The 20,065-nt window shown below is 63.6% G+C and carries 7 protein-coding genes and 1 pseudogene; 6 read left to right on the forward strand and 2 right to left on the reverse strand.

Going from position 1 to position 20,065, the window contains the following annotated elements:
* The first annotated feature begins 48 nt into the window (after nucleotides 1-48).
* From J4D52_RS11145 to J4D52_RS11170, 6 genes are all read left to right on the forward strand, one after another.
* A complete protein-coding gene (locus tag J4D52_RS11145) occupies nucleotides 49-1,713 on the forward strand; it encodes an SUMF1/EgtB/PvdO family nonheme iron enzyme (protein WP_231103255.1) in 1,665 nt (554 codons plus the stop codon).
* A 143-nt stretch (nucleotides 1,714-1,856) separates the two neighbouring features.
* Complete coding sequence (gene tagQ / locus J4D52_RS11150; RefSeq protein WP_063431587.1) at nucleotides 1,857-2,798, forward strand: type VI secretion system-associated lipoprotein TagQ; 942 nt, start codon at nucleotides 1,857-1,859, stop codon at nucleotides 2,796-2,798.
* Nucleotides 2,799-3,368: 570 nt separating this feature from the next.
* Nucleotides 3,369-5,144 (forward strand): type I secretion system permease/ATPase, encoded by a 1,776-nt coding sequence (locus J4D52_RS11155; RefSeq protein WP_063431585.1) that lies wholly within the window; start codon nucleotides 3,369-3,371, stop codon nucleotides 5,142-5,144.
* A complete protein-coding gene (locus J4D52_RS11160; RefSeq protein WP_025810282.1) occupies nucleotides 5,137-6,450 on the forward strand; it encodes an HlyD family type I secretion periplasmic adaptor subunit in 1,314 nt (437 codons plus the stop codon). Before J4D52_RS11155 ends, J4D52_RS11160 begins: the two co-directional genes overlap by 8 nt.
* Nucleotides 6,451-6,488: 38 nt before the next feature.
* Nucleotides 6,489-7,850, forward strand: a complete 1,362-nt coding sequence (locus tag J4D52_RS11165; RefSeq protein ID WP_051519258.1) for a TolC family outer membrane protein — start codon at nucleotides 6,489-6,491, stop codon at nucleotides 7,848-7,850.
* A 745-nt stretch (nucleotides 7,851-8,595) separates the two neighbouring features.
* Complete coding sequence (locus J4D52_RS11170) at nucleotides 8,596-9,312, forward strand: LuxR C-terminal-related transcriptional regulator (RefSeq protein ID WP_025810286.1); 717 nt, start codon at nucleotides 8,596-8,598, stop codon at nucleotides 9,310-9,312.
* A 261-nt stretch (nucleotides 9,313-9,573) separates the two neighbouring features.
* On the opposite strand, the gene J4D52_RS11175 is transcribed toward J4D52_RS11170, so the two are convergent.
* Together J4D52_RS11175 and J4D52_RS11180 are read right to left on the reverse strand one after the other, a co-directional pair.
* On the reverse strand, nucleotides 9,574-18,378 hold the full coding sequence (locus tag J4D52_RS11175; protein WP_102676936.1) for a DUF5801 repeats-in-toxin domain-containing protein: 8,805 nt from the start codon (nucleotides 18,376-18,378) through the stop codon (nucleotides 9,574-9,576).
* A gap of 309 nt (nucleotides 18,379-18,687) precedes the next feature.
* Nucleotides 18,688-20,065: pseudogene (locus J4D52_RS11180) on the reverse strand (hypothetical protein); the annotation flags it as partial.

Consider the following 20,065-nt stretch of genomic DNA (forward strand, 5'->3'; position numbering starts at 1 on the left):
AGCGCTCTAGTCCCGCTGAGGGCTCTAGTCTGGCTGAAGGCTCTCGTCATGCTGGCGCTGGCCGGCACAGCGCAGGCGCAGGACGCCCCTGCGGATAATCCGAAACCGCTGCCCGATGACCTCAGCCTACCGCTGCCCTGCGAAGGCGAGTTGGTGTTCCGCTACGTCTATGTCCTCGCCAAGGGCAGCCTGGACGACCGTGAGGTCAATCTCGGCTATCCCTTCAGCGATGAGGATCCGGGCTACCGGCAATCCTTCATCTCCGGTTACCGGCGCGACTACATCAACGGTCAGTTCGTCCTCGACGACCTGCCGGCCGACTGGCAAGCCAGAATCGCCCCGGCCCTGCCCAAGAGCGGGGCCGACAGCCTGCTCAAGCCGATGTTCTATTTCGTCGGCAAATACGAGGTCACCGAGCGCCAATATGCCCTGGTCATGGCCCAGGAGGCGGCCTTGGCGGGGCAGGGCGAGGCCCCGGCCTGCGCGCCCATGAGCGACATGGCTGCGCGCCTGCCCAAGGTCAAGCTGTCGCGCCTGGAGGCTGAGCGCTTTGCCGCGGTGTACAGCGCCTGGTTGCTCAAGTACCACCGCGACCGCTTGCCGGTCAGCGGCCGCGGCAAAGCGGCCGAGGACGGCGGGATGGGCTTCGTCCGCCTGCCGACCGAAGTGGAGTGGGAATTCGCCGCCCGCGGTGGCCAGGCGGTCAGCCGCCAGGCGTTGGAGGCGCGGTTGTTCCCGCGCAAGGTGCAAGGCAGCGACAGCGATGGCCCGCTAGGGGACTGGGCGGTGTTCAGCCAGGTCGCCGGGGGCACCGGGCAGGGCGCGCGGCTGTTGCCGGTCGGGCTGAAAAAGCCCAATCCATTGGGGCTGTTCGACGTGATCGGCAATGCCGCGGAGATGGTCCAGGAGTCCTTCCAACTGGTCCACGCCGGTCGCCGCCAGGGCAGTTACGGCGGCTTTGTGGTCAAGGGTGGCAACTACCTGGAAGGCGAGCTGACGCTGTTCACCGGCATGCGTCGGGAATACCCGCTGTTCGCCGCCGACGGCAGCGAACAGCGCAACGCCACCACCGGTTTCCGGGTGGCCCTGGGCGCGTTGTCGGCACCGCGCTCACGCTACGAGGAACTGTTCGAGCAGTGGCAGAAGGAGGGCCGCCTGGCAGGCCTGACCGATGAAATCAACGCTGCCGAAGACCCGACCCAACTACTGGACAGTCTCATCGCCAGCAGCACCGACCCGAACCTGCAGGCCCGCCTGGCGCGGGTGAACGAAGAGCTCAAGCGCAATGTGTCGCTGATCGCCCGGCAGCGCGAGGAGGCCGCGGGCAACCTGATCCAGTCGGCGGCCCTGGTGGCCGAGACGGTCAACAACTACAACATTCGCCTGACCAACCTGAAGAAGGACCGCGATCAAGCGCGGGCAGCCCAGGACGAAGCCACCGCCAAGCTCTATGAAACGGGCATCGCCAATGGGCGCAGTGCGCTCGATGGCGCCCTGGCGATCTACATCGACAACCTGGCGACCGGAACGCGCTACACCGACGAGGTGATCCAGACGCAGTTCCAGCGGACCCGAGAAGAGCTCAATCACAAACCGGTGCTGGGAAAAAGCCTGGTAGCCCGTGCCACAGTTTTTGTCAGGCATGTGGGGCAGTTTCGCCAGCAGCGTCGGGCAGACCCGGAGACGATCCTGAAGGAGCTGCTGGCGCCCTGAACAGGCTGTCGAAACGGCCGTCGGCGGCAGCGCAGACCAGCTAGGCTGGATGTAGCGGCAGCTGACTTTGGTCACGTCGGACGGAGCCCGCTCTGCGCAGAAGCCGAAACGGAATTGACCCACAAAAAAGGAGAGACACGACCATGGATACTTCACTCAAGCACTGCGCTTTCATCCCGGCTCGTATCCTGCCGGTGCCTACCCTGATCTGCTGCGCACTGCTGCTGGGCGGATGCGCGAGTTTCGGGTCTCCAAGCTCGAAGGTCGCGGCCCAGACCAAGGTCGAGTACTACCCGCAATGCTATGAGCCGGTCAGCCAGTTGCGCAGTTCCGACAAGTCGATGACCAAGTCGGTGGCCACCGGCGCCATTACTGGCGGCCTGCTCGGCGGCCTGGCCGGGGCCTTCGTCGGCAATAGCGGCGATGCCGGCCGCAATGCCCTGATAGGCGCTGCCGCCGGGGCCCTGGTCGGTGGCGCGACCGGCTACTACACCGAACGCCAGAAACAGATCAGCGACGACCGTGCGCGCATTGCCTCCTACGCCAGCGACATCGACCACAGTACCGGCGAAATCGACCGCAGCATCAGCTACACCAGTACCGCACAGAACTGCTACCAGCGTGAATTCACGTCACTGCTCAATGCGCGCAAGGCGAAGAAGATCAGCGACAGCGAAGGGCGCCTGCGTCTGGCCGAGATCGTCAGCGGCCTGAAGGAAACCAACGCGCTGATGGCCGCCGCGGATGGGCGTGCGGGCGAGAGCATCGATGTCTACACCCAGGCCTATGAGAAAGACCTGCAGACGGTAGGTGTGCAACGCCAGGACGTCGCTCAAGTAGCTGCCGTGAAGCCTCCAGCCGCCACCGATAAGAAGGCGTCGACCAGCAAGAAGGCCAGCGCCAAGCCGGCGACGAAGACGAATGTGCCCAAAGAAGCCGTCACCACCGAGCGCACCTTGCAGCAAGCCTCGGCCAAGCGCGCGGAAGGCCAGAAAGTCGCTGCTCGTGGCCAGACCATGGTCAACGACGTGTGCAGCAACCCCGACATGGGGGACTGGGCACCGCCTGCTTGCTCGAAAGCCTGATGCGGTCGAGGGCTCTGGCCATGGCAGAGCTCTTTCCAAGGCATGGGTGAGCCGATTGGAAGCTCAACCTGTTTGACGGTGGACACGCATCATCACGGGTGCCCGATCCAGGAGGCTTTGCATGTGTTGCAGAGCCTCGCCGTCGGCTGCGTTCCAGCAGCCCGATATCCGGCGCGAATGCACCGCTGGTCATCGCAAGGCTGGCCGGCCAATCCAGTAACTAGACTAATCGGGATACCCAGGCGCTGCGTGCACTGCACCTGTCGCTACCGACAATCGGATTCTCCCGGGCGAAGCGGGGCGCGCGACGAATCTGTCACGCGCCTGGAAAGCCTGTCCCGGTATCCCGCGGCGCTTCTGCTCCAGCCACTTCCCTCCTGCCAATGATGGCGCCATGAGCCCGTGCTAGAGCCATCAGGTCTCTAAGTCGTCGGGCTCTTGCGCGCGCTCGCGCGCCGGGCCGTTACCGGCGCGATTGCGCTTGCCCGAGGCGAACCGGCCAATGGCTGCGCGCGGCTGTTCGGCATGATCTAAGCTCCACAAAGGCTGGCCTTTCGAGCAGAGGTTTCAATGCAAAGCACACCTGAAAACAGTCTGAAAAATGCGTTGAAGGTCTGTAGAGACAGCTTTGTTTTCGTCGGCTTTTTCAGTTTCTTCATCAACGCGCTGATGCTTGTCCCGACCTTCTACATGCTTCAGGTGTATGGGCGGGTGATGACCAGCGGCAGTCTCACCACCCTGGCCATGTTGACGTTGATCATGATCGGACTGGTGATCACCCTCGGCTCTCTGGAATGGATTCGTTCGCGCATCATGGTCCGGGTCAGTACCCGGCTGGATGTGCTGCTCAGTCGCCAGGTCTACAAGGCCAGTTTCAAACGGGCCTTGGACAGTGGCGGCATGGATGCCTCGGCCCAGTCGCTCAACGATTTGACGGGGTTGCGACAGTTTCTTTCCAGCAGCGGTCTGTTCGCCTTTTTCGACGCGCCCTGGTTGCCGATCTATATCGCCGTGATGTTCCTGTTCCACCCCTGGTTCGGCTGGGTCGCGACGGGCAGTGCCCTGTTGTTGATAGTGCTCGCCTTCGTCAATGAGAAGCTGACGGGGCCGGTACTGGCCCAGGCCAACAAGGAGCACATCGGCGCGACCCTCTATACCACCAAGAACCTGCGCAACGCCGAAGTCATCGAGTCCATGGGCATGCTGGAAACCCTGATGGATCGTTGGGGCCGTCGGCAGAGAAGCGTTCTGCTGCTGCAGTCCCTGGCAAGCGACCGGGGAGGCCTGGTCACGACGCTTTCGCGGACTTTCCGCCTGCTGGTGCAATCGCTGGTGCTGGGCCTGGGGGCATACCTGGCGGTGGACCATCAGGTGGGGGCCGGCCTGGTGTTCGCCGGGGCTGTGCTGCTGGGGCGGGCACTGGCCCCCATCGACCTGATGATCGGCAGTTGGAAGGGCTTTATCGCGGCCCGTTCGCAGTACAACCGCCTGAACGACATCCTCGGCAAACAACAGGCGCAACCCGAGCGTCTGTCCTTGCCCGCGCCTGAGGGCCAGGTGCAGGTCGAGAATCTGGTGGTCACGGCGCCTGGCTCGAAAAACCCGATCCTCAAGAACATCAGCTTCAGCGTACCGGCCGGTTGCGTGGTGGGCATCATAGGTCCGAGCGCCTCGGGCAAGTCGACCCTGGCCAGGGCGCTGATCGGCGTCTGGCCGCCGCAGCATGGGGTGGTCCGGCTGGATGGCGCGGACATCAGCACCTGGGACAAGCATGAGCTTGGCCCGCATATCGGTTACTTGCCCCAGGACATTGAACTGTTCGAGGGCAGCGTTGGCGAGAACATTGCCCGCTTCGCCGAGATCGATTCGGCGAAGGTCATCCAGGCCGCCAGGACCGCTGGCGTCCACGAAATGATTCTGCTGTTGCCCGATGGCTACGACACCGTCATCGGCAGCGAAGGCGTCATGCTCTCGGCAGGGCAGCGCCAGCGCATCGGGCTGGCCCGCGCGCTGTACGGCAACCCGCGGCTGATCATTCTCGACGAGCCCAACTCCAACCTCGACGAAGTCGGCGATCGCGCCCTGGCGGCCGCCATCCAGCAGATCAAGCACACCGGCGCGACCCTGTTCGTGATTACCCACCGCACCAACATCGTGTCGCAACTCGACCGGCTGCTGGTGATGAAAGCCGGGGTTGTCGGCCTCTATGGGCCGCGCGAGGAAGTGCTGGCCGAACTCAGCGGGCAGCAACCGCCGGTCCCGAAACACGCCGGGCCAGTACCTGTGGCTACCAACGTGGCGTCGATCGATGCCCGTAAGGACGATGGCGGTGAATCCTATGCCTGATCGTCAAATCGAAAGCTTCTCCGACCTGCCGGTGTCCGATCGCAAGGCCCACCGCCTGGGCATCGGCATCGTTGGCGTGACCTTCGGCCTGTTCGGCACCTGGGCGGCGCTCGCACCCCTGGACGGTGCTGCTTACGCGCCGGGGGTGGTCACCGTGCAGACTTACCGCAAGACGGTCCAGCACCTTGAAGGCGGCATCGTCAAATCGGTGTTGGCCCACGATGGCGACATCGTCAAGCGCGATGACCCGCTGATCATCCTCGACGATGCCCAGCTGCGCTCCGAATACGAGGCGACCCAAGGCCTGCTGGTCGCGGCCAGGGCCATGGAGTCGAGGCTGATTGCCGAGCGCGATGGGTTGCCGGCGATCGACTTTGGGGCGATGCCCGAATCCGCCAGTGTGCGAGGAGAGGAAGCGCGCCAGGGCGAGACCCAGGTATTCAATGCTCGGCGCGGCTCGCGGCTGGGCCAGATCTCGGTGCTGCGCGAGCGCATCGGCCAATTGCACCAGCAGATCAAGGGCCTGGAGTCGATGATCGCGGTCAAGGTGCGCCTGGAGAAATCCTACAGCGGTGAAATCGGTGAGTTGTCCGAGCTGCTCAAGGAGGGGTTCGTCGACAAGCAACGCCTGCTCGAGCAGGACCGCAAGCTGGGGATGCTCAGGTCGGAGGTGGCCGATCACCGTTCCACCATCGACAAGACCCGTCTGCAGATCAACGAAACCCAGCTGCAGATCCTCCAGGTCGACAAGGATTTCAATTCCGACGTGGCCAAGCAGCTGGCCGAGGTGCAGACCAAGATCTACGATCTGCAAGAGAAGAATTCGGCCCTGGAAGACCGCCTCAGCCGTATCGTCATCCGCGCCCCCGACGCGGGCATGGTGATCGGCATGACAGTGCACACCATCGGCGGTGTCGTGCGTTCGGCGACGCCCTTGCTGGACATCGTGCCATCGGTCTCCGAACTGGTCATAGAGGCCCAGGTGGCGCCGGTGGACATCGACCGCATCGGCATCGGCAAGCGCGCCGATATCCGTTTCGGCGCGTTCAAGAGCTCGACCACGCCGGTGATCGAAGGCGAGGTCAGCAGCGTCTCGGGCGACCGGCTGACCAACGAAAAAACCGGGACCGCCTATTACCTGGCGCGGGTCCGGGTCACCGAGAACGGTGCGCGCACCTTGGGTGAGCGCAAGTTGTTGCCGGGGATGCCGGCGGACGTGTTGATCATCACCGGGCAACGCACGCTGTTGCAGTACTTGATGCAGCCGGCCCGGGATGTGATGTCTCAATCAATGATCGAGGAGTGACCGTGGGAGAGTCGTCAGTTCTGCTAGGGAGTGCATTCATGCTGGCAGCGGGGGCCGCCTTGGCGCAAACCGCTGCGGTAACACCAACCGGGGTCAACGCCTCGACCTATTCCACCGACCTCATGCAGTTGTATCGCGAGGCGCGCCTGGAAGACCCACAGGTCCTGGCCTCTTTTGCGCAAGCGCAGGCAGGCAAGGAACATCAACGCGAGGCGCTGGGGGCGCTGTTGCCGCAACTGTCGCTGAATGCCGGGACGAACCGGATCCACCAGGAAAACGACCTGATCCAGGAGCGCAGCTTCGATAGCGAAAGCTACAGCCTGGTGCTGCGTCAGTACCTCTACAACAAGGCCGCGTGGGAGAACTACCAGAAGTTCAAGAGCCTGGCCAAGCAGTCCGAGTCGCAAGCGCTGGACGCCCAGGCCGAGGCCACGGTGGAGCTGGCGCGGCGCTACTTCACCGCGCTGGCGGCCGAGGATGAGCTGGAGCTGGTGCGGGCGGAGCGTCGAACCACGCAAAAGAGCCTGGACCGGGTCAATGCGTTGTACGAAAAGCAGCTGGCGATGATTACCGACCAGCTCGACCTCAAGGCCCGGGTGGACCTGCTCGCGGCCCAGGAACTGGATGCCCGCAACCAGGCCAGCATCAGCCGCGAGGCGCTGGCGGAGCTGGTCGGCCGGCCGGTCAAGGAGAAGCTCAACCGGATTCGCAATGACGCGCAACTGCGGGTTTCGGCGCAGAGCCTGGAGTCCTGGGTACGCGAGGGCATGGAGCTGAACCCGACGCTCAAGGCCAGCGAGAGCGGTGCCGAAGCCGCGAACGCAGCGTTGCGCAGCGGCAAGGGCGGGCACTATCCGACGGTGAGCCTGAACCTCAGCGCGCAACAGACCAACGAGGGCTACAACAATACCCTGGCGCCACGCACCGACAGTTACGTCGCCGGCATCGGCGTTCAGGTGCCGCTGTACAGCGGCGGCTCGACCTCGGCGCGGGTCCGTGGGCTCTATCAGGACCAACTGGTCGCCGAGCAGGAGCTGGAAGCGATCCGGCGCCGGGTGGTCAAGGAGATCACCAGCGCCTACCTGACCGCCAATTCGAACGGCGAAAAGATCGACGCCAGCCGTTCGGCGCTGGCCTCGGCGCAGCTGTCCAGGGTGGCGGCGGAGAAGGGGCTGAGCTACGGCATGGTCAATGCCGTCGATGTACTGACCAGCGTACGCAACGAGTTCCGCGCCCGGCGCGACCTGCTCAAGACGCAATACGAGTTCCTCAGCAATGTCTTCACCCTCAATCGCTGGGCGGGCAAACCGCCGGTCGAAAGTGTCGAGAATGTGAATGCCTGGCTGAGCCCCGGTAGCGCCGGCCAGGCCATGGGCGTTGGCGTCGAGGACCAGGAGTAGAGGCCGCCCGGCCATTCGACTGCTGCGCTCTACAACCCCGGAGCCGGAGACATCCGCACTCGTCAGGGGCTGGTCGCGTCTGGCCCGACGGCCAATGAGCGCAGGTCTACGCCCCCGGCGGGAACGCCATCCGCACCTCGAAGATTATGCTTTGATTCACCCATCCGGTTTGCCACGCCGCCGAGAGATATCTGTCCCGGCAGCCGCATTCGCTTGTGCAGGGATCGGTGAGCCGAGTGATTTATGACGCTGCTGGCCTCGTCGGTAAATTGACGCTTTCATGGCTTGCGTACTTGGCTGCGCGCCACTCGTCCGTTAATTGACGAGCCTGGTTGGATCCGATTCTGCCCGCAGGTCGCTCGCGGCGAGCCTAAGAGCTTGATTTGCAGGGGGCAGGGCGCCCCCGGGGAACATCGGCCCGGCGACCCGCACCAGGCTTGAGTCGAAGACCGACGGATGGGTTGGCAGGCATTGCAGTGGGCTAGCCTAGACTCAGTTGAGGGCTCGCGGACGCCCTGCGGTACGTGCAAGCTATTGATAGTTATTCTTATTTATGCTGCTTCGATAGATTTGTCCGGCTTTGGGAAACCTCCGCAACTTCTGCCTGTACCCCGGGTCGCCAAGACCCGGGCGGGCACTTTCAGAGCCTGTCGGCGCTCGCATCCGTCCTTCAAGAGTGAGTTGCCGATCAAGGAAGGCCAACGCGTATGAAGGTCATCGTTTTTCAAGGGGAGGCAGGAAGATCATGCCAGACCATAAAAAAACGATACGCGTGATGCTGATCGATTGCCGTCCCCTCGTGCTCATGGGGCTCCATGATTTGATCAATGCGAGGAAGCCCCGGATGGAGGTGAGTGGCCAGGCCACCACCTATACCACCGCGCTGGACCTTGCCGATCAGCTGCGTCCCAACGTGATTTTTTTCAGTTTCTTTCCGGATGCGCTGAACCCGCTGGAGGTTGTCGCGGGGCTGACCCGCAGCCCGGAAATGAAGCTGCTGGTGCTCAAGGGCCTGTACGAATCCGTCCCGGTTGCCCAGGCGATCGAGGCGGGCGCGCGCGGCATCGTGCTGGCGGAAGACCCGACGGAATCGATCGTCCGGGCCATCATCAAGGTCCACTATTACGACGTCGGACTGGACAGAGCCTGGTCCGGTGGGCTTTCCGGCTATGCCGCGACCCGGCATATACCCATGCGATGCAACCTGGAGCAGGCGAAACAGGCGCGGCTGACGCTGCGCGAGCGGGAGCTGATTCGCGCCATCGTCGGCGACCCGTCCGCCAAATACATGAGCATCGCCGAGCACCTGGGGATCAGTGAGCACACCGTGCACAACCACCTCAGCAACATCTATCAGAAGCTCAACCTGATCAACCGCATCGACCTGCTGATGTATGCGCTCAAGCACGGGCTCACCGACAACGAAGAGCCGCCCGACTCCACGTGGGTGGAACTGGAATGAGGTGATCAAGACAAGGCAGCCCGTTGCTGTCCTTGTCGCTGTCCTTGTCGTCGTCGACCTGGGTACCCAGGCCGAGGGTGATGCCGTGCTCATTATTTCCTACCCCCCCATGAATACGCAGGTATGCCGCTGCGCTCTTTGAGCCTTGGGCTGCCCGGGCATTTGCCGCGGATGCGATCGAGGCACTTCGGACGGGAGCGGCAAAAAAAAGCGAGGGTGGTTTCCAGGCCACCCTCGCATCGGTTCGCATGCGCGAAGGTTTCAGACGCTGCCCATTACGATATCGGTATTAAGCAGATCGACCCCGACCAGGGTAATGGTCGTTATCTGTCCGCCGGTCTCGGCCACCGTCACGATGCTGTCGGCGCCGGCGTTGTCGATCGACTGCACAGTGGCGCCCGGGTCACCAATGAGCACCACCGCATCGCGCTGGCCTGCGCCGGCATCGAAGCCACTGACCTGGTACTTGTTCTCGGCGACCGACAGGTCGATGTTGAAGGCATCCCGCTCACCCGTGGTGCCCACCAGCCTGAAGTCGAAGAGCACGTCGGTCGTGTCGTTGGCGAACAGGTTGGCGTCGAACGCGCTGCTTGCCGTATCGCCATCCTTGTCCGTCACTGTCGCGTTGAACGCCAGCTTGACGTCGCTGGCCAGGCTCTCGGTCTCGTGGGTGAACAGGATCGTCGGGATCTTGATATCGCCCCGGGCCATCGTCAGCTGAACGGCATCGATCAAGGATGTGGCCGACTTCTCGACGGTGAAGGACACCTGCCCACCGGCCTCCGGCGTCAGGGTGTTGACCTCGATCAGGTTGGAGAAGGTGCCATCTTCGTAGAAGACCCTGTAGTACAGGTCCTCGGTTGCCGTGTTGTAGCCGCCCACGGAGTTGTCGATAAACACCTTCATGCTCGTCAGCAGGCTTTCCGGGTTGACCACGAAGCTTTCATCGGCCGCGCCGATCGCCGCCTGGTTGTCTCCCTGGAGCAGGTTGTTGGCGATGCCGATACCGGCCGTGCTGACGTTCAAGGCTGCCGTGCCGATGAACGATGGCAGCGGGTTGGTCTGCAGTTGCGCTTCGGTCGGGTCGGACGCTCCAAGCCCGATGCCGGTCTGGATGCTGTTCGCGCCGCTTGCCGGAGCCAGCGGGTTGGCGCCGAAGAACACGATGTCCTCGGTGCCGATCGTCAGCGTGCGCACTGGGTCCGGGCCACCGGCATCCAGCGCGCCGTCGGCACTGCTGAGGACGATGACCGAACGGAAGCCTTCCTCCAGGTCCAGGGCATAGGTGCCGTTGGCGTAGGCGCTCAGGGTGTAGTGCACAGTGGTGTTCGCCGTTGCCGCATTGTTGTCGAAGTCACCGGTCAAGGTTCCCGCGAACTGATAGGCGCCATTGGCGTCCGGTGACGGCGATTGCTCGACCAGCGTACCGGTGCCGGTGGTGGTCGTATCGTCCGGCCGGACCAGGGTGAACTGGCCGTTTACCAGCGAGATATCCAGGCCATTCGCATCCAGCCCGTCGGCGCCAGTCCCCAGGTTCCAGTAGCCTTGTTGCGCCAGGTCGGTCCCGGTGCCGATCAGGTTGCCGAAGGCCAGGGTCGGCGTATCGTCATCGACGGTGATCACCAGCTTGTCGGCTGCGGCGGTCACTGTGTCGCCATCCTTGTCGGTGGCCTGCAGCAGGCTTCCCAGGTTGATCGCCAGGTCGTTCTCGTCGTTGCCCGCCGCGTGATCCAGGTGCTGGAGCAGGGTGAAGGTGTAGGCACCCGCTACCGTCAGGCTCAGGGTGAACACGTCAGTCGCGCCGGCCTTGGCGGTCAGGGTGTTGCCCAGGACGCTGTAGGCCAGTGCCACCCCACCGGAACTCAGCGCTGGCAAGCCGCTGGTGTTGCTCGACAAGGAGTAGCTCAGCGGTACGTCGGCCCCGGACTGGAAGATCCCGGTGACGCTGCCGCTGGCGACAGTCGCTTCGCCAGCTACGTCACCGATGCCACCGGCGATGCCATTGGCCAGGCCGTCCTCGTCGACGGTGCCGGCCTCGGCGGTGCCATTCGCCGTTGGCGTATCGTCATCGACGGTGATCACCAGCTTCTCGGCGGCGGCCGTCACTGTGTCGCCGTCCTTGTCGGTGGCTTGCAGCATCGTGCCCAGGTTAATGGCGATGTCGTTTTCATCGTTACCGGCCGGATGATCCAGCGGCTGCAGCAGGGTGAAGCTGTAGTCACCCGCGGCGCTGAGGCTGAAGGTGAACACATCGACGGCGCCCGCCTTGGCAGTGAGGGTGTCGCCCAGCACGCTGTAGACCAGCGCCACCCCACCGGAGCTCAGTGCAGGCAAGCCACTGGTGTCGCTCGACAGGGCATAGCTCAGCGGTACATCGGCACCCGACTGGAAGATACCGGTGACGCTGCCGCTGGCCACTGTGGCCTCGCCAGCCACGTCGCCGACGCCACCGGCAATGCCATTGGCCAAACCGTCTTCATCGACAGTACCGGCCGCGGCGGTGCCATTCGCCGTTGGCGTGTCGTCATCGACGGTAATCACCAGTTTCTCGGCCGCTGCGGTCACTGTGTCGCCGTCCTTGTCCGTGGCCTTCAGCAACGTTCCCAGGTTAAGGGTGATGTCGTTTTCATCGTTACCGGCCGGATGATCCAGCGGTTGCAGCAGGGTGAAGCTGTAGGCACCGGCGGCACTGAGGCTGAAGGTGAATACATCGGTCGCACCGGCCTTGGCCGTCAGGGTGTCACCGGCGACGCTGTACACCAGCGCCACCCCGCCCGAACTCAGGGCAGGCAAGCCGCTGGTGTCGCTCGACAGGGCATAGCTCAGCGGCACGTCGGCCCCGGACTGGAAGATACCCGTCACGTTGCCGCTGGCCGTGGTGGCTTCGCCCGCCACGTCACCGACACCGCCGGCGATGCCATTGGCCAGGCCGTCTTCGTCGACGGTACCGGCCTCGGCGGTTCCGGTTGCGGTTGGCGTGTCGTCATCGACGGTAATCACCAGTTTCTCGGCGGCGGCGGTCACCGTGTCGCCATCCTTGTCGGTGGCTTGCAGCAGGGTTCCCAGGTTGAGGGTGATGTCGTTCTCGTCGTTGCCCGCTGGATGGTCCAGCGGTTGCAGCAGGGTGAAGCTATAGGCACCCGCGGCACTGAGGCTGAAGGTGAACACATCGACGGCGCCAGCCTGGGCAGTGAGGGTGTCACCCGCGACGCTGTAGACCAACGCCACCCCACCCGAACTCAGGGCAGGCAAGCCACTGGTGTCGCTCGACAGGGCATAACTCAGCGGTACGTCCGCCCCGGACTGGAAGATACCCGTCACGCTGCCGCTGGCCACTGTGGCTTCACCCGCCACATCACCGACACCGCCGGCGATGCCATTGGCCAGGCCGTCCTCGTCAACGGTTCCGGCCTCGGCGGTTCCAGCTGCGGTTGGCGTATCGTCATCGACGGTAATCACCAGCTTCTCGGCGGCGGCCGTTACCGTGTCGCCGTCCTTGTCGGTGGCTTGCAGCATCGTGCCCAGGTTAATGGTGATGTCGTTCTCGTCATTGCCGGCTGGATGGTCCAGCGGTTGCAGCAGGGTGAAGCTGTAGGCACCCGCGGCACTAAGGCTGAAGGTGAACACATCGACGGCGCCAGCCTGGGCAGTGAGGGTATCGCCCACCACGCTATAGACCAACGCCACCCCACCCGAACTCAGGGCAGGCAGGCCGCTGGTATCGCTCGACAAGGAGTAGGTCAGTGGTACGTCGGCCCCGGACTGGAAGATACCCGTCACGCTGCCGCTGGCCACTGTGGCCTCGCCAGCTACGTCGCCGACGCCACCGGCAATACCATTGGCCAGGCCGTCTTCATCGACAGTACCGGCCTCCGCGGTTCCGGCTGCCGTTGGCGTGTCGTCATCGACGGTAATCACCAGTTTCTCGGCGGCGGCCGTTACCGTGTCGTCATCCTTGTCGGTGGCCTGCAGCATCGTGCCCAGGTTGATGCTGATGTCGTTCTCGTCATTGCCGGCCGGATGATCCAGCGGTTGCAGCAGGCTGAAGCTGTAGTCACCCGCGGCGCTGAGACTGAAGGTGAACACATCGACGGCGCCAGCCTTGGCCGTCAGGGTATCGCCGGCAACGCTGTAGACCAGGGCCACTCCGCCTGAACTCAGGGCTGACAAGCCACTGGTGGCGCTCGACAAGGAGTAGGTCAGTGGCACGTCGGCCCCGGACTGGAAGATCCCGGTCACGCTGCCGCTGGCCGTAGTGGCTTCGCCAGGCACGTCACCGACGCCGCCGGCGATGCCATTGGCCAGGCCGTCTTCATCGACAGTGCCGGCCTCGGCGGCTCCGGTTGCGGTTGGCGTGTCGTCATCGACGGTGATCACCAGTTTCTCGGCGGCGGCCGTTACCGTGTCGCCGTCCTTATCCGTGGCTTGCAGCAGCGTGCCGAGGTTGATGCTGATGTCGTTTTCGTCATTGCCGGCTGGATGATCCAGCGGTTGCAGCAGGCTGAAGCTGTAGGCACCCGCGGCGCTGAGGCTGAAGGTGAATACCTCGGCGCCACCCACACCCGCATTGGCGGTCAGGGTATCGCCCGCCACGCTGTAGACCAGCGCCACTCCGCCCGAACTCAGGGCTGGCAAGCCGCTGGTATCGCTCGACAAGGAGTAGGTCAGCGGTACGTCGGCCCCGGACTGGAAGATCCCCGTCACATTGCCGCTGGCCGTGGTGGCTTCGCCAGGCACATCACCGACACCACCGGCAATACCATTGGCCAGGCCGTCTTCATCGACGGTGCCGGCCTCGGCGGCTCCGGTTGCGGTTGGTGTGTCGTCATCGACGGTGATCACCAGTTTTTCGGCGGCAGCGGTCACCGTATCGCCATCCTTGTCGGTGGCTTGCAGCAACGTGCCGAGGTTGATGCTGATGTCGTTCTCGTCATTGCCGGCTGGATGATCCAGCGGCTGCAGCAGGGTAAAGCTGTAGGCACCGGCGGCGCTGAGGCTGAAGGTGAATACCTCGGTGCCACCCACACCCGCATTGGCGGTCAGGGTATCGCCCACCACGCTGTAGACCAGCGCCACTCCGCCCGAACTCAATGCCGGCAGGCCGCTGGTATCACTCGACAAGGAGTAGGTCAGGGGCACGTCGGCCCCGGACTGGAAGATCCCGGTGACGTTGCCGCTGGCAGTCGTTGCCTCGCCAGCTACGTCGCCGACACCGCCGGCGATGCCATTGGCCAGGCCGTCTTCATCGACGGTTCCGGCCTCGGCGGCTCCGGTTGCGGTTGGCGTGTCGTCATCGACGGTAATCACCAGTTTCTCGGCGGCGGCCGTTACCGTATCGCCGTCTTTATCCGTGGCCTGGAGCAGGGTGCCGAGGTTGATGGTGATGTCGTTTTCATCGTTACCCGCTGGGTGATCCAGCGGCTGCAGCAGGGTAAAGCTGTAGGCACCGGCGGCACTGAAGCTGAAGGTGAATACCTCGGCGCCACCCACGCCTGCATTGGCGGTGAGGGTGCCACCCGCGACGCTGTACACCAGGGCCACTCCACCCGAACTCAGGGCTGGCAGGCCACTGGTATCGCTCGACAAGGAGTAGGTCAGCGGCACGTCGGCCCCGGACTGGAAGATTGCCGTCACATTGCCGCTGGCCGTGGTGGCTTCGCCAGGCACATCGCCGACACCCCCGGCGATGCCGTTGGCCAGGCCGTCTTCGTCGACGGTGCCAGCCTCGGCGGTTCCATTCGCCGTTGGCGTATCGTCATCGACGGTAATCACCAGTTTTTCGGCGGTGGCCGTTACCGTATCGCCATCCTTATCCGTGGCCTGGAGCATCGTGCCCAGATTGAGGGTGATGTCGTTTTCGTCGTTGCCGGCCGGATGATCCAGCGGTTGCAGCAGGCTGAAGCTGTAGTCACCGGCTGCACTGAGGCTGAAGGTGAACACATCGACTGCGCCAGCCATGGCCGTGAGGGTATCGCCGGCGACGCTATAGACCAGGGCCACGCCGCCGGAGCTCAGGGCTGGCAGGCCGCTGGTGTCACTCGACAAGGAGTAGGTCAGCGGTACGTCGGCACCCGACTGGAAGATCCCGGTGACGCTGCCGCTGGCCGTAGTGGCTTCGCCAGGCACATCACCGACACCACCGGCAATACCATTGGCCAGGCCGTCTTCGTCGACGGTGCCGGCCTCGGCGGTGCCATTGGCGGTGGGTGTGTCGTCATCGATCGTGATCACCAGTTTCTCGGCGGCAGCCGTTACCGTATCGCCGTCCTTGTCGGTGGCTTTCAGCAAGGTACCGAGGTTGAGGGTGATGTCGTTTTCATCGTCGCCCGCTGGATGATCCAGCGGTTGCAGCAGGGTGAAGCTATAGGCACCGGCTGCACTGAGGCTGAAGGTGAACACATCGACGGCGCCCGCCTGGGCAGTGAGGGTGTCACCCGCGACGCTGTAGACCAGGGCCACGCCACCGGAGCTCAGGGCTGGCAGACCGCTGGTATCGCTCGACAAGGAGTACGTCAGCGGTACGTCGGCCCCGGACTGGAAGATCCCGGTGACGTTGCCGCTGGCCGTTGTGGCTTCGCCAGCGACGTCGCCGACGCCACCGGCAATACCATTGGCCAGGCCGTCTTCGTCGACAGTGCCGGCCTCGGCGGTGCCATTCGCCGTTGGCGTGTCGTCATCGACGGTAATCACCAGTTTCTCGGCCGCGGCCGTTACCGTATCGCCATCCTTATCCGTGGCCTGCAACAGGGTGCCGAGGTTGAGGGTGATGTCGTTTTCGTCGTTACCGTCTGGATGATCCAGCGGCTGCAGCAGGGTAAAGCTGTAGGCACCCGCGGCACTGAGGCTGAAGGTGAACACATCGACTGCACCGGCCTTGGCCGTCAGGGTATCGCCGACCACGCTATACACCAGCGCCACTCCACCGGAGCTCAGGGCTGGCAAGCCGCTGGTATCGCTCGACAAGGAGTACGTCAGCGGTACGTCGGCACCGGACTGGAAGATGCCCGTCACGTTGCCGCTGGCGGTGGTGGCTTCGCCAGGCACGTCACCGACGCCGCCGGCGATGCCATTGGCCAGGCCGTCTTCATCGACGGTTCCGGCTTCGGCGACGCCGGTCGCGGTTGGCGTATCGTCATCGACGGTGATCACCAGTTTCTCGGGCGCAGCCGTTACCGTATCGCCATCCTTGTCCGTGGCCTGCAGCATCGTGCCCAGGTTAAGGGTGATGTCGTTTTCATCGTTGCCGGCTGGGTGATCCAGCGGCTGCAGCAGGGTAAAGCTGTAGGCACCCGCCGCGCTGAGGCTGAAGGTGAATACATCGACGGCGCCCGCCTTGGCGGTCAGGGTGTCGCCGACCACGCTATACACCAGCGCCACCCCGCCCGAACTCAGGGCCGGCAGGCCGCTGGTATCGCTCGACAAGGAATAGCTCAGCGGCACATCGACGCCGGACTGGAAGATTGCGGTCACGCTGCCGCTGACGGTGGTGACCTCGCCAGGCACGTCGCCGACACCGCCGGCAATGCCATTGGCCAGGCCGTCTTCGTCGACGGTACCGGCCTCAGCGGTTCCGGCCGCGGCCGGTCCATCGTCCTCGAAGATCATCTGCGAGCCGATTTCGGTGGTGATCGTAGAAGGATGGCGCAGCGAGAAACCACCGATATCGAAGTCGGCGTGGTTATCGCCCCTGGCGTTGGTGGCTGCTCCGTTCTCGATCAGCACGCGGTTGTGATCCGCGGTGGTGGTGTATTCGATCTGATAGCCGGCCTTGACGCCGGTGACGGTGGCCACTCCACCAGAGAAGCTGATGGCAATGCTCGGATCATTCACCGAGCCGTCGGAATTCTCGATCACCAGCCCGGTGCTTTTATCGAAGACACGGACATTGGTGATGGCCACCGATGCGTCGTTCGCATAGCCGTTGACGAAATTCACGCCGGTTTCAACCGCAGTGCTGAAGGCACTGATCTTGACCATCGCCGTCTTGCCGCCTTGCAACTGCACGACATCGAAACTGGCCGTCTTCGCATTAAACATCGCGGTGTAGTCGATGTTGGCTTCGACATCGGCTTCGTTCTGGTCCAGGTTGGGAACGGTCACATTCTGCCGGGCGCCGGTGACGAAGGTCAGGCGGATGCCTTCCTGTTCCACGATCATCTGGTTGTTGGTACCCAGGGTGGTCGGGCCACCCCCCTGGCTGGTATTGACGGTGTCACCGGTGTTGATGTTGGCGCCCGATGACTGGTCGGCGGGGTCTTTACCGGTGGCGATGATCGTCGGATCGCTGATTCGCAACACACCGCCGTCGTTGACCACCGTCGGGTTCGACCCCGTGAACATCAGGAACAGGTTCTGTCCGGAAGGTGCATTGGTCAGGTTGAATCCGTCCTGGAGGGTGCTGACAAACACCTTGTTCAGCAGGTTGAGGGCATCGTCCGGGTTGCTCGCGTCCGGGTGTTTGAGCGGTTGGTATTCCACGGTCCAGATCTTGCCGCCGCTGACCGGCGATCCGGTTTCTTCGATATAGGCCGCGAACACGATAGCGCCGCCAGGGCCTCCGGCGCGGCCCAGCAGGATGTTGTTGTTGGTATCGGTATAGAGAAGGATGCTGGTGCCATCGAGGGTGTCCAGGCCGCTGTCCAGGCCGTTGAGCGCCGCGCCGAGACTGTCGGTGAACTTGATATCGATGACGTTGATGCCGGGCGTCAGGTTGAGGGTGAAGGCATTGCTGCCAGTGTTGCCCACCGCACCGGTATAGCCACTCAAGGCGGCGTCCATCGCGGTACCGGCGCCAAGGGCGGTCAACCGGGTGGCGAAGGTCGAGGGCAGGGCGGACAACAGAATGTCATTGTCGTTAGCGTCTCCTGCCGGGCTTGGTGTGGCGGTGGCGTTCTGCAACCCGGTGGTTTCGTCCAGGGTCACGCTCGCACCGAGCACCACGGGCGCAATGCCGTTCGCCGTGCTGACGGCCAGCGTGTTGTCGCTGGGGAAGACGGGGTAGAGAGCGGTACTGGTGTCAGTGGTCAATTCGTTCGTGGGTGATGCGGTTGTTTTAGAGATAGTCATGACGTTCTCCTGGGGCAATTCCAGTCGTTGAGGCCGCACCTGGGCCCTCTAATGGCAGATGCCACAACTATGGGGATGCGTAGGAGATTGCGCATTGGCCGATACTCCCAAGCCGGATGGGAGTTTCAGCCTATGCGGCAGGGGACGCGGGAGGAGGCAAAGCGACGAGCGCAAAATCGTTTTTTCGTTAGCCCGCGATGGCAGCAACAGTCCGTCGTAGAGCGGCTCGACGAGTTCTCATAGGGGCGCGCAAAAAAAAGCGAGGGTGGTTTTCCAGGCCACCCTCGCATGGGTTTGACGCGCCAGGTTTCAGACGCTGCCCATGACAATGTCGGTATTGAGCAGGTCGACCCCGACCAGGGTAATGGTCGTTATCTGCCCACCGGTCTCGGTCACTGTCACCACGCTGTCGGCGCCAGTGTTGTCGACCGATTGTACGACGGCGCCCGCATCACCAATGAGCACCACCGCATCTCGTTGGCCTGCTCCCGCATCGAAGCCGCTGACCTGGTACTGGTTCTCGGTGGCTGCCAGGTCGATGTTGAAGGCATCCCGTTCACCCGTGGTGCCCACCAACCTGAAGTCGAACAGGGCATCGGCCGCGTCGTTGGCGAACAGGTTGGCGTCGAACGCGCTGGTTGCCGTGTCGCCGTCCTTGTCTGTCACCGTCGCGTTGAACGCCAGCTGGATATCGCTGGCCAGGCTCTGGGTCTCGTGAATGAACTCGATGGTCGGCACCTTGATCGTGCCCTTGCCCATGGTGAGCTGGACGGCGTCGATCAGGTGGGTGCCATCCCACTCTACGGTGAAGGAGGTCTGGCCTCCCGCTTCCGCCTGCAGGTCGGCGGCCTGCACCTTGATGGGCGCGCCCGAGGTCGTGCCGTTGTCGAAGTAGATCGTGTAGTACAGCTCTTCCGTGGCCGGGTTGTAACCCTGTACCGAGTTGTCGATATAGACCTTCATGGCCGTCAACAGCGTCTCGGGGTTGACCACGAAGCTCTCGTCACCGGCATTGATGCCCGCCGTGTTGTTGCCCTCCAGGTTGTTGTTGGCGATGCCGATACCCGAGGTGCTGACGTTCATGGCCGCCGAGCCGATGAACGATGGCAGGGGGTTGGTCTGCAACTGGGCTTCGGTAGGGTCGGGCGCTCCGAGCCCGATGCCGGTGAGGATGCTGTTCGGCCCGGTCTGCGGAGCCAGCGGGTTGGCGCCGAAGAACACCACATCCTCGCTACCTATCGTCAGCGTGCGTACCGGGTCCGGCCCACCGGCATCCAGCGAGCCGTCGGCGCTGCTGAGGACGATGACCGAACGGAAGCCTTCCTCCAGGTCCAGGGCATAGGTGCCATTGGCGTAGGCGCTCAGGGTGTAGTGGATGGTGGTATCCGCCGTGGCGGCGTTGTTGTCGAAGTCACCGGTCAAGGCCCCGGCGAACTGGTAGGCGCCATTGGCATCCGGTGAAGGCGACTGCTCGACCAGCGTACCGGTGCCGATGCTGGTGGTGTCGTCCGGCCGGACCAGGGTGAACTGGCCGTTCACCAGCGAAATGTCCAGGCCATTCGCATCCAGCCCGTCGGCGCCAGGCCCCAGGTTCCAGTAGCCTTGTTGCGCCAGCTGGGTACCGGTGCCGATCAGGTTGCCGAAGGCCAGGGTCGGGGTGTCGTCATCGACGGTGATCACCAGCTTG

The organism is Pseudomonas sp. GW460-12-10-14-TSB1, from assembly GCF_017349775.1.
GTDB classification, from domain to species: Bacteria; Pseudomonadota; Gammaproteobacteria; order Pseudomonadales; family Pseudomonadaceae; genus Aquipseudomonas; species Aquipseudomonas piscium.